The organism is Sorangium sp. So ce590 (genome assembly GCF_051521365.1).
In the GTDB taxonomy this organism is placed as follows: domain Bacteria; phylum Myxococcota_A; class Polyangia; order Polyangiales; family Polyangiaceae; genus Sorangium.
The window spans coordinates 1,513,418-1,526,584 of record NZ_CP150346.1; the positions used below are offsets into that span (position 1 = coordinate 1,513,418).

At 68.7% G+C, this 13,167-nt stretch carries 11 protein-coding genes and 1 pseudogene; 8 read left to right on the top strand and 4 right to left on the bottom strand.

Going from position 1 to position 13,167, the window contains the following annotated elements; all coding sequences use genetic code 11:
• The first annotated feature begins 26 nt into the window (after nucleotides 1–26).
• The 5 genes from WMF28_RS05550 (at nucleotide 27) to WMF28_RS05570 (ending at nucleotide 4,435) form a co-directional block, all read left to right on the top strand.
• Nucleotides 27–1,238 carry an ABC-three component system protein gene (locus WMF28_RS05550; protein WP_437601020.1) on the top strand — a complete coding sequence of 404 codons (1,212 nt, stop codon included), beginning with the start codon at nucleotides 27–29 and terminating at the stop codon, nucleotides 1,236–1,238.
• A complete protein-coding gene (locus WMF28_RS05555) occupies nucleotides 1,235–1,735 on the top strand; it encodes a three component ABC system middle component (RefSeq protein ID WP_437601021.1) in 501 nt (166 codons plus the stop codon). The genes WMF28_RS05550 and WMF28_RS05555 overlap by 4 nt, the downstream gene beginning before the upstream one ends.
• The gene (locus WMF28_RS05560; RefSeq protein WP_437601022.1) at nucleotides 1,732–3,678 is read left to right on the top strand and encodes a DUF3732 domain-containing protein; all 1,947 of its coding nucleotides are present in this window, start codon (nucleotides 1,732–1,734) and stop codon (nucleotides 3,676–3,678) included. The genes WMF28_RS05555 and WMF28_RS05560 overlap by 4 nt, the downstream gene beginning before the upstream one ends.
• A 116-nt stretch (nucleotides 3,679–3,794) precedes the next feature.
• The gene (locus WMF28_RS05565; RefSeq protein WP_437601023.1) at nucleotides 3,795–4,142 is read left to right on the top strand and encodes a Fic family protein; all 348 of its coding nucleotides are present in this window, start codon (nucleotides 3,795–3,797) and stop codon (nucleotides 4,140–4,142) included.
• Nucleotides 4,085–4,435 carry a hypothetical protein gene (locus WMF28_RS05570; RefSeq protein WP_437601024.1) on the top strand — a complete coding sequence of 117 codons (351 nt, stop codon included), beginning with the start codon at nucleotides 4,085–4,087 and terminating at the stop codon, nucleotides 4,433–4,435. Before WMF28_RS05565 ends, WMF28_RS05570 begins: the two co-directional genes overlap by 58 nt.
• 192 nt (nucleotides 4,436–4,627) lie before the next feature.
• Here the strand turns inward: WMF28_RS05570 and WMF28_RS05575 are convergent, their stop codons facing one another.
• Nucleotides 4,628–5,224, bottom strand: a complete 597-nt coding sequence (locus WMF28_RS05575) for a hypothetical protein (protein WP_437601025.1) — start codon at nucleotides 5,222–5,224, stop codon at nucleotides 4,628–4,630.
• A 147-nt stretch (nucleotides 5,225–5,371) separates the two neighbouring features.
• A complete protein-coding gene (locus WMF28_RS05580) occupies nucleotides 5,372–6,004 on the bottom strand; it encodes a hypothetical protein (RefSeq protein WP_437601026.1) in 633 nt (210 codons plus the stop codon).
• 297 nt (nucleotides 6,005–6,301) lie between these two features.
• On the opposite strand from WMF28_RS05580, the gene WMF28_RS05585 reads away from it, so the two are divergent.
• Both WMF28_RS05585 and WMF28_RS05590 read left to right on the top strand, forming a co-directional pair.
• On the top strand, nucleotides 6,302–8,428 hold the full coding sequence (locus WMF28_RS05585) for a DUF4215 domain-containing protein (protein WP_437601027.1): 2,127 nt from the start codon (nucleotides 6,302–6,304) through the stop codon (nucleotides 8,426–8,428).
• 136 nt (nucleotides 8,429–8,564) lie between these two features.
• Entirely contained in the window at nucleotides 8,565–9,326 is a 762-nt protein-coding gene (locus tag WMF28_RS05590; protein ID WP_437601028.1) for a ribonuclease HI, read from the top strand.
• Between the two features lie 66 nt (nucleotides 9,327–9,392).
• Here the strand turns inward: WMF28_RS05590 and WMF28_RS05595 are convergent, their stop codons facing one another.
• The gene (locus WMF28_RS05595; protein ID WP_437604216.1) at nucleotides 9,393–11,621 is read right to left on the bottom strand and encodes an NADP-dependent isocitrate dehydrogenase; all 2,229 of its coding nucleotides are present in this window, start codon (nucleotides 11,619–11,621) and stop codon (nucleotides 9,393–9,395) included.
• A 176-nt stretch (nucleotides 11,622–11,797) separates the two neighbouring features.
• A pseudogene (locus tag WMF28_RS05600) lies at nucleotides 11,798–12,011 on the bottom strand (isocitrate/isopropylmalate family dehydrogenase); the annotation flags it as partial.
• Between the two features lie 103 nt (nucleotides 12,012–12,114).
• Here WMF28_RS05600 and WMF28_RS05605 point away from each other — a divergent pair.
• Nucleotides 12,115–13,131 (top strand): peptidylprolyl isomerase, encoded by a 1,017-nt coding sequence (locus tag WMF28_RS05605; RefSeq protein ID WP_437601029.1) that lies wholly within the window; start codon nucleotides 12,115–12,117, stop codon nucleotides 13,129–13,131.
• Nucleotides 13,132–13,167 lie beyond the last annotated feature (36 nt).

The following is a 13,167-nucleotide window of genomic DNA, read 5'->3' on the forward strand; positions in this document are numbered from 1 at the left end:
TTCCCGGGCCGTAGGGGCAGTGGGCAATGACGACTACCACGTTCTCGGCAACGGATTCGGCGCTCGGGTACCTCTACCAGGTGCGCGTGGGGCTCCTGTGGTCGCTGCGCCGAGCAAAGGCGGGCGATGGCTTCCTCGTGTCCCTCGAGACGCTCGACGACGTCTCGTTCGAGACGAAGGGCGGCGCGCCACTGGAGCTACTCCAGACGAAGCACCACCTGAATCGCGAAGCGTCCCTGACCAACGCGAGCGCCGACCTCTGGAAGTCGATGCGGGTTTGGTTCGAGGGACACGCATCGGAGCAGATCCCTGCGGGGACCGAACTGCATCTCCTTACCACCGGCACTGCACCGAAGGGCTCGGCCGCGGCCTACCTCCGCGTCGAGGGCCGCGACGTGGGTAAGGCGCTGGCGCTCATGGAGTCCACGGCGCGCTCGTCTGAGAGCAGCTCGAACGCGCCCGCATACAGGGCCTTCCTCGCTGTGACGCCCGCGGAGCGTCGGGGCATCCTGGACCGCGTTATCGTGCTCGATCGGGCACCCGACGTACTCGCCATCGAAGACGATCTCAAGAAGGAGGTTTTCTGGTCGGCCCAGCCCAAGCACCTGGATGTTTTCTTGAAGCGACTGGAAGGCTGGTGGTTTCGACGCGTGGTCAAGCAACTCGCGTCGGCGGGGGACGTCACATGCATTCTCAGCGACGAGATAGAAGCGGAGATGTCGGACCTGCGCGAGCAGTTCAAGCAGGATGCGCTTCCGATCGACGAAGATCTACTGGCGTTCGAACTCGACGAGTACACGTGTGCGTCGCACGCGGGGGCGACCTTCGTTCGTCAGCTCGAGATCGTCGAGGCAGGCAAGAGGCGAATCGCCGCCTCCATTCGGGATTATTATCGAGCATTCGAGCAGCGCTCGCGCTGGCTGCGCGATGACCTTCTGCATATTGGTGACCTGTCTCGCTATGAGCGAAGGCTCGTGGACGAGTGGGAGCTGGTCTTCGAAGCGATGAAGGACGACGTCGACGCCACCGCCGCCGAGAGTGCGAAGTGCAAGGCTGCCCGAGAGGTCTTGAAATGGGCTGAGCGGGCGACGATTGCAATCCGGCCGGGCGTCACGGAGCCGTTTGTTGTTCGCGGTTCGCTCCACATGCTCGCGGACGAGCCCAGGGTTGGATGGCACCCGGACTTCCGAGACCGTCTTGCGTCACTTTTCGCCACCGAGGGAGGTGAGGCAGGATGATGATGTCCTGGAGCGTGAGATCGCCGGAGGAACGCAGCTTGCTCAATCCGAGCTTCTGCGCTGCGCTCCTGTGGCATTCGGCGTCAGGGTATGCGTCCGAGCGCGATTCGGCGCTGCCGATCGATCTCTCGTTCCTCGTGCTTCCGCTCGTGCTCCATCGTGAAACTCGCGAGATGCTCCCTCGCTCCACGACCACATCTCTCGCTGCGTGGCTCACTGAAGCGCCGCTGGTCCGTGTACGAATCGGAGAGCGAGCTGCTTCCCTCGGTCCGTTCACCAAGGAGGCGATGCTCTTCGGCGGCATGCACGGCTTCCTTGCGTTGGGAGTCGACGGGGTCCGCGCGAACAGCACCTTTAAGAAGCACGTCACGACCGCGCTCAAGGCATCGAGCGACGAGGTTCGGACGTGCGCCAAGCGCGCAGAGTTCCTCGGAAAGTGGTTTGAGAAGGCCGGACGATCCGAAACCGTGATGGCTCTTCTGGGAGTGCGTCCATGAGCATCCAGCTGCTCGACATCGTTCTTTACAGCCATGACGGACGCCAACGTGTCCTTCCGCTCAATGCGGGCCGTGTCAACGTCGTAACTGGCGCGTCGAAGACCGGCAAGTCGGCCCTCATCGACATCGTCGACTACTGCTTTGGGAGCAGCGTTTGTCGCGTTCCTCACGGGCCGATCCAGCAGCGTGTTGCGTGGTTCGGGGTTCGCCTCCAGCTTTCTATGGGGCAAGCGTTCATCGCCCGTCGGTGCCCCGCGAAGGGAGCATCGAGCGAGGACTTCTTCGTACAGACGGGAAGTACCGTCGAGCTGCCGGCAAGCGACGAGCTTCGCCAGACGACGAACGCGAAGGGCGCCATCGCCCTACTCACGTCATGGGTCGGCATTCGGGACAATCTGCACGAGACGCCCCCCGGTCAGAAGAGGCCGTCGCTGTCGGCGACGGTTCGCCACGCCCTGGCGCTCTGTTTCCAGCGACAGGACGAGATCATCAGGCGCCAGCAGTTGTTCCACGGAGCCGACGACACGTTCTTCGCTCAGGCGCTCAAGGACACGATTCCGTATCTCTTGGGCGCCGTCGAGGATGACCACGTTCGGAAGCAGGAGGAGCTGCGCCGTCTCCGTGACCAGCTCCGCTTCATCGAACGACGTCTTGCCGAAATCGCAGCGCTGCGCGGCGATGGCGTGAGCAAGGGTGATGGGCTCATCGCACAGGCCAGGGACGCTGGACTCACGAGCGCCGTGCCCACGTCGTGGGAAGGGACCGTGGCGGCGCTCCGTCTGGTCGCTCAGACGCCGCTCGCGAACGTCGACGTAACTGTGCCGGAGGGCTCCGAGCATCGCCGGCTGTCGACCGAGCGGGCCGAGTTGCTTGAAGCACAGCGCCGGATCCGAGCCGAAATCGATGCGGCACGTTCCTTCGCTAAGGACGAGAAGGGATTCTCTCGCGAGGCGGACGAGCAGCGAGCACGCCTGGCGACGATTGGCATCTTCGATGGAGCAACGCCGGGGCACTCGTGTCCGTTGTGCTCGCAGGATCTTCCCGCCGAACGCACGCCTCCTTCGGTTGCGAGCATCCGAGGAGCGCTAGCCGAGGTCTCCGTGAGACTGGAATCAGTGGCGCGCGTGGAACCTCAAATCGAGCACGCCATCGGTGAGCTGGAGAAACGCCTTCAGAGCGTTCAGCAATCGCTCATGAAGAACCGTGCCCAGATGGAGGCGGTTCGCGTCGCCAACGCAGGCGTGTCCGAAGCTCAGACGGACACCGCCCGCAAGGCACATGTCCTCGGTCGGATCAGCCTTTACCTCGAGAGCATGCCGGACGTCCCCGACACGAAGGGACTCGAGGAGCAGGCGGAGACGCTGCGGGCGAAGTGCCAGCTGCTGGAGGAGGAGCTCAGCGATGAGCGCATACGAGAGCGGCTCGCGTCGATAACGTTCCTGCTGGGCGAGCGGATGACCAAGTGGGCTCGCGAGCTCTTCCTCGAGCACTCGTCGTCGCCTCTGAGGCTTGACCTCAAGAAGCTCACCGTGGTCGCAGACACTCTCGACGGTGCTGTTCCCATGGAGCGCATGGGCAGCGGCGAAAACTGGGTTGGGTATCACCTGATCGCCCATCTGGCCCTGCACCAGTGGTTCACCCAGCGCTCCAGGCCTGTGCCGCACTTCCTGTTCCTCGATCAGCCTTCGCAGGTCTACTTTCCTCCGGAGAAGGACGTCGAGGGATCCATGGCGCTCGTCTCCGAAGATGATCGCCTGGCAGTCTCGAGGATGTTCCGGCTGGTGTTCGATGCCGTCGCGGAAGTCGCGCCAGGGCTCCAAGTGATCATCACCGAGCACGCTGACCTTGGAGAAGAGTGGTACCGGAAGGCGGTCGTGCAGCGTTGGCGTGGGGGGGAGAAGCTCGTCCCCGAGGACTGGCCGCGCGCCGAGGAGGTGGGATGACCTCCTTCGTCCCGCGCTTCACGATCACCAACCACATCACGGGCGCCCTCACGACGATCGAGCGCGCCCGCGGTTTCCTCGAGGCGGTCACGCTCTCCGAGGATTGGGTGCGGTGAATGAGCCAGTGCGCGCTCCTGCTCGAGGCGCACCACACGACGCACATCGAGGGCACACAGCTCAGCATCGAGCAGGCCGAGCAGCTCTGGGCGGGAAAGGCCGTCAGCGGCGCAGACGCGGACGACGCGCGGCAGCTGCTGATCGTGCACATCCACCCGTTCGTTGACGGCAACGGGCGCACCTCGCGGCTGCTCTCGACGCTCTGCCTTTACCGTGGGGCTACGACTTCAAGCGACTCTTCACGAACAGCGAGTACTACGACTGCGACCGTGCAGCGTTTTACGCGGCCTTGCAGGGAGTCCGCCAGGCGGACCTGGATCTCACCGGCTGGCTCGAGTATCTCGTGACCGGCCTCTCGACGCAGCTCCAGCAGGTGAAGTCCAAGGGCGAGCAGGCGATCCGCGCCGACGTCGTCGCGACGGCCAAGAAGCTCAACCCTCGCCAAGCGAGCCTCGTCGCGGCCTTTCTCGGGGAGGGGAAGCTCTCCCTGGCGGCCTGCGAGAAGCTACTGCCCGACGTCGCGCGCCGCACCCTCCAGCGAGACCTCAAGGCCCTCATGGAGGCAGGCCTCATTGCCGACGTCGGCCGGGGACCGACCGATCCGACGCGGCACTACAGATGGCTCGGCGGGGAGCTGTGACGAGCTGTGACACGGAGCTCTGACACGGAGCTGCGACGAGCTGTGACATGGATCTGAGCCACGTCGGTAGGTCCGAGGAGACCCTGTTCGTCGTGCGGCGCGGGAGGGCGATGTTTGAGCCCGGTTGCCCTCGCTCCTCCGGCTCTGCTGGAGGAGCGAGGGCGGGGCCACCTGGACGAGTCCGCGGCGCCGTCAGATCGGCTCGGGCGCCGGCGGCTCGGGCCTCGGCGCCTCGGGCTTCTTCCCCTTGCGCGCCTGCTTGGTCATCGCCCGGAAGTCGTCCAGGACCGGCGCCAGGATGGCGCGGAAGCTCGCGTTCTGGCGGGCGATCGTGCGCGCCAGGTCGAGCGCGGCGAGGCCTGGACCGATGACCATCTCGCCGGTGGCGAGGGCGTCGTCGTCGAGGTGGCGCGCCAGGTCCTCGAGCGCGTCGGCGACCTTCTGCTCGGCCACGGCGCGCTTCATGCGCCGCTCGAGCAGCTCCACCTCGAACCGCTCTGGATCATCGCCGTCGTCCTGGTCCCCGAGCACGTGGAACGATCTCGCAAGCGCGCTGTCCTTGCCGTCCTTGGGTCGCAAGAGCGCGAACAGCTTGGCGAGCGGAGGCCCCAGCACGCCGAGGCTACGGCCGACGCTGCGCGTGCGCCGGCCCTCCTCGAGCCGCTCGAGACCAGGCCAGAGCGCCTTGATGGCCTCGATGTGCTGGAGCGTCTTCTCGACGCGTTCCTCGATCTGAACAGCCGAGAGCTGATCGACGTCCGTGGGGTCTTGCACAGGTTGCTTGGGCATGAACCGACCTCCTGGATAACGGCGCGCGCCGGAAGCGGCGCGCGCGGGTCCGGGGAAGTTACGTGGAGGTCGCTGCCGGAGGCAATCCGCTCGACGCGACGAAAATGTGCTCGACGGGCGCCCGGCTCGCGCGGGGGTCTCCGGTATCTACGCGCTCCGCACCTTGGGGATCGTCAAGCAGACCGGATCGGCGTCTTCCTCGAACGCGTCGTACTCGCGCGGATCGCTCTTGTGCTGGAGCTGCATGTGCACCGCGCGCGCCACCTCTTGCACGCGCGCGGGCGGCGCCTCGGCGCCATCCCACGCCTCGCAGAGCGCGCGCAAGGTCTCAAGACGTTGGATCAGCGTAGCAAAATAGGCGCGCCCTTCGGCGTGCTTGCTACGCGCGGTCCGGAACAGAGCCAGCAGGTTGTCGAGGTGACCCAGCGCCGGAAGCCGGAGATCCGCGGGTGAGATCTTCGCGACCATCCTGGGTGACCCGAGATACTGGCACCACCCGCTGGCCACGCCGAAGCTAAACGGGTGCGGTCGCGCCGCCAGCTCCGCTTCGGTCGGCGGCGGGCGGGGGTCTGGGTCCTCGGGCTCGGGCGGCACCTCCGGCGGGGGTTCCAGCTCGTCCCAGCCTTCGGGCGGCTCGGGAAAGCCGAACGCGGCGAGCAGGCTCCGCGTGGCTTGCTGGATCGCGACCGGGACCTCGGGCGACGGCGTCCAGGTCTCGCACAGGGCGCGGAGCGTCCGCGCGTGGCGCGGCGAGCGCCACACCTTCGTGCATGTCGGCACCGGACGGCATACGACCGCTTCAGCGTATCCTGCTGGACGACGGTGCGGTGGACTCAACGCACGCTCGCCGCCCTGGCCGCGCGCCGGGGTGTGAATGTCCGCACGGTCTCACAGGCATGTCGCGAGCTCGGTGGCTGGCGTCTTCTCGATTCCATATCAGTCTAGTGCGCTGAGGATCGAGCCCGCGCGCGTGTCCGTCAGGCCTGGATCGATCCTTGAGTGACATCGCCGCTCCCGCGAACCGCGGAGGAGATCGAGGTGCCAGTGCCAGAGGACCTCTTCAGAAGCGCTCCGTTCATGAGGTTCCTGTCGTCGCTCGTCCTCGCCGCTGCCATGACCGCGGCCGGCTGCGATCGTCCCCGGGATCCGTCGGGTCCGGAGGCCGGCGGCGGCGGGAACGGCGAGGGCGGCGGGGACAGCGGGAACGGCGGGAACGGCGGGAACGGCGGGAACGGCGGGAACGGCGGGGACAGCGGGAACGGTGGCAACGGCGGGAACGGCGAGGGCGGAGGGGCCGGGGCGCCGTGCAGCGTGGCCGCGGAATGTCCCGGGACCGACAGCGCGTGTCAGCGACGCACCTGCGAGGGCGGCCTGTGCGGCCTCGACCCCGCGCCGCAGGGGAAGCCCGTGGCCGAGCAGGTCCCGGGCGACTGCAAGAAGCGCGTTTGCGACGGGCGAGGCGCCGTGATCGAGCTCGAGGACGAGCAGGACGCCTTCTCCGATGGAGACCCGTGCTCGGCCGACGTCTGCATCGGCGGCGCGCCGGAGAACCCGCCGGCGCCGGCCACCACGGTGTGCGGAGGGCTCGATCCGTCCGGAGGGCGCTATTGCGACGGAAACGGCGCGTGCGTCGAGTGCCTCGCCGCGGGCGATTGCCTGAGCAACCTCTGTGTCGGGAACAGGTGCGTGGCGCCCGATTGCGGCGATGGCGTGATGAACGGGGCGGAGACCGACGTCGATTGCGGGGGCTCCGCCTGCACGCCGTGCGCCGACGTGGCGGCGTGCCTCGCCGACGCGGACTGCCGGAGCGGGATCTGCAGGGACGGGAGGTGCGGCGCGTCCTCGTGCACCGACGGCGCGACGAACGGGGCGGAGACGGACGTCGACTGCGGCGGGCCGGCGTGCTCGCCGTGCGCCACCGGCAAGGCGTGCGCGGCGGACGGCGATTGCCTGGGCGGCCGGTGCTCGGGGACGACGTGCCTGCCGTCGTGCACCGACGTCGCCCGGAACGGCGACGAGACGGACATCGATTGCGGCGGGCCGTCGTGCGTCGGGTGCGCCGCCGGCATGCGCTGCGCGGCCGGGCGCGATTGCCTGAGCCATGTCTGCGGCGCGGAGGGGACGTGCGCGGCGCCCGCGTGCGGCGACGGGGTCGTCAACGCGGCCAGCGAGGGCTGCGACGACGGCAACGCGAGCAACACCGACGCGTGCCTCGCGACGTGCGAGGCGGCCGCATGCGGCGACGGGTTTTTGCAGGCCGGGGTCGAGGCGTGCGACGACGGCAATGCGAGCAACACCGACGCGTGCACGACCCGCTGCGCGCGGGCCGCGTGCGGCGACGGGTTCGTGCGCACCGGCGTCGAGGCGTGCGACGACGGCAACCAGAACGCCGGAGACGGGTGCAGCCCCGGGTGCCTCATCGAGGGCTGCGGCGACGGCGTGATCCGGTCCGGCGAGGAGTGCGACGACGGCGACGCCGACAGCGCCGACGGCTGCCCCATCACGTGCCGCGCCGCGCGGTGCGGCGATGGGTTCGTGCGGGCCGGCGTCGAGGGGTGCGACGACGCCAACAGGGCGAGCGGCGACGGCTGCAGCGCGGCCTGCGTCGTGGAGGCGAGGTACACGTGCCGGGGCACGCCGAGCGTGTGCACCTATGCCACGGAGCGCGACTGCGGCGACGCGGAGGACGACGACCTCGACGGCGAGACGGACTGCGCCGACCCGGACTGCGCGCTCGGCTGCGACGCGGCCGTGGGCGGCTGCTCGCCGGGGCAGGTGCTGTGGGTGCAGTCGTCCACGGACGTGCCCAAGCCCATCAACGATCGCGCGGTCGCCGCCAGCGTCCTCTCGGTCGGCGCGAGCGGCGCGATCCGGCGTGTGACGCTCGAGGTCGACATCACGCATTCGTTCGACGGAGACGTCGATATTTCGCTCACCTCTCCGGCGGGCACGACGGTCGATGTCTCGAGCGACAACGGGGGTTCCGGCGACAACTACCGCGGGACCGTGTTCGACATGGGCTGCGCGATCCCGGTCGCGGCGGGCAGTGCGCCCTTCCGCGGGTGCTTCCGCCCGGAGGCGTCGTTCGCGGCGTTCCTGTCCGGATCGGCGAACGGCACGTGGACGCTCCGGGTCGGGGACGACGCCGGGACCGACTCGGGCACGCTGAGCGCGTGGTCCCTCGCCCTCTGCATCGACAGGTGACCGCGCGGCGGCGCCCGCATCGACCGGTGACCGTGCCGCGGCGTGCGCCTGGTCGCGCCCGTCCGGTCAGGTCCGGCGCGCTCGGGGGGTCGGGTCTCCCGTACCGCCGGCTCCCGATCCATGCCAGGGTGCGCGCGTGCCCTGGGTTCGCGCATCGCTTCGAGGTCAATCCGTCTATGCCCGCGCTGATGCCGCGGGGGCTCTCCTCGCGGAGGAGGGGGGCGGTGTCGAGATCCGCTACAAGCCGCACGACGGCCGCAAGTACAAGGCGCGCCCGGAGAACCTGACCATCGCCGACCCGAAGGTGCTGCCTGACGACACCTGCGGCCCGGCCGAGCCGGTCGTGAAGGCGCGTGCCGGCGAGCAGCCCGAGGGGGGCGCGGGCGCTCCGGCGCCGGCCGCCGGGGCGGCGCGCGGGCAGCGCAAGGCCTCGGCGCGGGGGGCGACCGCCGCGGCGCCTGTCCCGGAAGGGGCCGTCATCGCCTACGCCGACGGCGCGTGCTCGGGGAACCCGGGGCCCGCGGGGCTCGGCGTGGTGATCATCGACGGCGGCCGGCGGATCGAGCGCAGCGAGTTCCTCGGCACCGCGACAAACAACATCGCGGAGCTGACGGCCATCCTCCGGTCGCTCGAGGAGGTGGACGAGCCGGAGCGGCCCATCGTCATCCACACCGACAGCCAGTACTCGATCGGCGTGCTCCAGAAGGGGTGGAAGGCGAAGGCGAACGCCGAGCTCATCGCCTCGCTGCGCGGCGTGCTCGCGCAGCGGCCGCGCGCGCGCCTCGTGTACGTGCCCGGGCACGCGGGCGTGCTGCTCAACGAGCGCGCCGACGCGCTCGCGCGCGAAGCCGTCCGCGAGCGCGCGTCCCGGAGGACCGTGTATCCCGGCTCCAGCTGATCCCGCAGGTTGAATCAAGCATCAGGGTAGGCTCGCGGAGAGCCTCCTCTCCGCGAGCCGCGCGGCTCAGGAGAAGCCGTCGATGGCCGCGTTCAGCGTGGCGCTGGGCCGCAGCACGGCGGACGTCTTCTGATCGTCGAAGTGGTAGTAGCCGCCGAGGTCGACGGGTTTACCCTGCGCGCCGATCAGCTCGCCGTCGATCTTGGACTCGTTGTCCTTCAGGGTCTTGGCGAGCTCGCCGAACCTGGCCGCCAGCTCCTTGTCCTCGGTCTGCTTGGCGATGGACTGCGCCCAGTAGAGCGCGAGGTAGAAGTGGCTGCCGCGGTTGTCGATCTCGCCGACCTTGCGCGCCGGGCTCTTGTTGTTCTCGAGGAACAGGCCGATCGCCGTGTCCAGCGCCTTGGCGAGCACCTTGGCCCTGGCGTTGTCGGTCTTGTTGGCGAGGTCCTCGATCGAGACCTGCAGCGCCAGGAACTCACCGAGCGAGTCCCAGCGCAGGTAGTTCTCTTTCTGCAGCTGCTGGACGTGCTTCGGCGCCGAGCCGCCGGCGCCGGTCTCGTAGAGGCCGCCACCGGCCAGCAGCGGCACGATGGAGAGCATCTTGGCGCTGGTGCCCAGCTCCAGGATCGGGAACAGGTCCGTCAGGTAGTCGCGCAGCACGTTGCCGGTGACGCTGATGGTGTCCTTGCCCTCCTTCATGCGGCCGAGCGTGAGCTTCATCGCCTCCACCGGGCTCTTGATCGGGAGCTCCAGGCCCCTGGTGTCGTGCTCGGGTAGGTAGGCCTTGACCTTGGCGATCAGGTTCTTGTCGTGGGCGCGGTTCTCGTCGAGCCAGAACACCGCCGGGGCGCCCGTGGCGCGCGCGCGGGAGACGGCCAGCTTGACCCAATCCTTGATCGCGATGTCCTTCGTCTGGCAAGCGCGGAAGAGGTCGCCAGCTTCGACCTTCTGCTCCAGCAGGGCATTGCCGGAGGCGTCGACGACGCGCACCGTGCCGCTCTCGGCGATCTTGAAGGTCTTGTCGTGTGAGCCGTACTCCTCCGCCGCCTGCGCCATGAGCCCCACGTTCGGCGAGCTGCCCATCGTGCGCGGGTCGAACGCCCCGTGCTGCTTGTGGAACTCGATCGTGGCCTGGTAGATGCCGGCGTAGGAGCGATCGGGGATCGTGAACTTCGTGTCGTAGAGCTTGCCATCCGTGCCGTACATCTTGCCGCTGGAGCGGATGGCCGCCGGCATCGAGGCGTCGACGATCACGTCCGAGGGCACGTGCAGGTTGGTGATGCCGCGGTCGGAATCGACCATGGCCAGCGTCGGGCGTTGCTCGTAGACGGCCTTGATGTCCGCCTCGATCTTCGCCCTCTCGTCGGCCGGCAAGCTCTGGATCTTGTTGTACAGGTCGCCGATGCCGTTGTTCGGGTCGAAGCCGACCTTGGCCAGCGTGGCCGCGTGCTTGTCGAGCGCCTCGGCATAAAACACGCTGACGGCGTGCCCGAAGAGGATCGGGTCGCTGATCTTCATCATCGTGGCCTTGAGATGCAGGGAGAACAGCACACCCTGCTTCTTCGCGTCCGCCACCTGCTCGGCGTAGAACGCGCGCAGGGCCTTGGCGCTCATCACGCTGGCGTCGACGACCTCACCCGCCTGCACCTTGACGCTCGGCTTGAGCACGGTCGTCTTGCCGCCGGCGACGAGCTCGATCTTGAGCTCCTGCGCCTTGTCCACCACGACCGACTTTTCGCTGCCGTAGAAGTCGCCGCCCGACATGTGCGCGACGTGGCTCTTCGAGTCACGGCTCCACGCGCCCATCGAGTGCGGGTGCTTCCTCGCGTAGTCCTTGACGGCGGGCGAGGCGCGGCGATCGCTGTTGCCCTCGCGCAGGACGGGGTTCACGGCGCTGCCGAGCACCTTGGCGTAACGTGCCTTGAGCGCCTTCTCCTCCTCCGTCTTCGGCTCGGAGGGATAGTCCGGCACGGCGTAGCCCTGCTGCTGCAGCTCCTTGATGGCGGCCACGAGTTGCGGGATGGAGGCGCTGATGTTGGGTAGCTTGATGATGTTGGCGTTCGGCGTCTTGGCCAGCTCGCCGAGCTCTGCCAGGTGGTCGCCGACCTTCTGGCTGTCCGTCAGGCGCTCCGGGAAGTTGGCGAGGATGCGGCCCGCCAGGGAGATGTCGCGCGTCTCGACTCGGACCCCGGCGGCTTTCGTGAACGCCTCGACGATCGGGAGGAGAGAATAGGTGGCCAAGGCCGGCGCCTCGTCCGTCTTCGTATAAATGATGGTAGAATTTTGCGTTTCCACTGTTTCCTCGAGGGTTGAAAGGGCCGGGACTGTCGGGAAGGTTTTGTCCGGCGCCAAGGGCCCATCGCACCGGCAGAATGCCTGGCATCGAAATTTGCGCAAGCCCCTGGCTCCGGGCCGGAATCTTCGGGTCCGACGGGTTCAACAGGCTCATGTCAGAGCACTATCCGATAGACCTCCACGGTCCCGTCCGGGAGCCAGCTGCCGAGCTGGTTGAACGCCTCCTCGCCCGCGTACGCCTCGTACCAGGCGATCTCGCGCTTGCCGCCGTACGCCTTCTCGACCGCGGCGTCGAAGACGCGCTGGCTCGCGCGCCAGATGTCCGGCCCGGTCCCGTCTCCCTGCGATGAACGGGACGACGGGGTTGTCCGGCACGACCCGGCGGGACAGCGGCGGCGCGGCGCAGGGGGCGGCGAGACGCGTCGCGTCATTCCGGGCCGCGCTGGCCAGGAAACGCGTGGAACCGGCTGGGGCCCAATGGTAGAGGCGCTCGATGCGCGCACCGCTTCGCCTCGCCCTCGCCGGGCTCATCGCCGCCGCCGCCCTCGCCTCGCCGCTCGCCCACGCGGTCGTGAGCGAGCGGATCGTCGCGGTCATCGGCGATCGCGCGATCCTGCTCTCGGACCTGCGGCAGCGGGCTCGCCCCTTCCTCCTGCAGATCCAGGCACGGGTCCAGCCGGGCGCGCAGCAGGCGGCGGCCGAGTCGCAGGTCTTTCGCGAGCTCATCCAGAAGATGGTGGAAGAGGAGCTCGAGAGCCAGGCCGCCGAGAAGGCCAATATCCGCGTGACCTCCGAGGAGATCGAGAACGCCTTCCGGAACATCGCCGCCGCGGAGGAGACGACGGTCGAGGAGCTGTTCCGGATGGCGCGGGCGAGCTCCGGGCTCACCGAGCAGGAGTACCGCGACGAGATCCGCCGGCAGATCCTCGAGGGGAAGATGCTGCAGCTCCGGGTGAAGGGCCGGGTGCGCCTCACCGAGCAGGACGTGCAGTCCGCCTACGATCGGCTCGTGCGCGAGGAGCGCCGGCGGCGCGAGTACCACCCGGCGTGGATCGTCCTGCGCGTCCTGCCCGGCTCGAGCGCCGAGGCGCTCGAGGAGCGCCGCGCGCTCGCCACGGCGCTCGCGGAGCGCGCGCGGCGGGGCGAGGACTTCGCGGCGCTCGCGCGGCAGTTCTCGGACGACAGCGCGACCCGCGAGGAGGGCGGCGACCTCGGGGTCCGCGCGCCGCAGGGGACGCAGGCCGCGACGACCGGCCAGCGCCAGGTGATGGCCCCGGAGCTCGAGACCGCGCTGATGGCGATCGAGCCGGACGGCGTGACCGGGCCGATGCGCGCGGGCGACGCGTTCGTGATCATGAAGCTCCTGAGCCGCCAGCCGTCGCGCTTCACGACGCTCGAGGCCGCCCGCCCGGAGATCCTCCAGCGGCTGCAGGCGGAGGTCCTGCAGAAGGCCAAGGTGAAGTGGATCGAGGAGCTGAAGCGCGGGACGCACGTGGAGGTCCGGCTCTGACGCGCAAGGGGGCAGGGGGCGCGGGCCGCCGCGGCG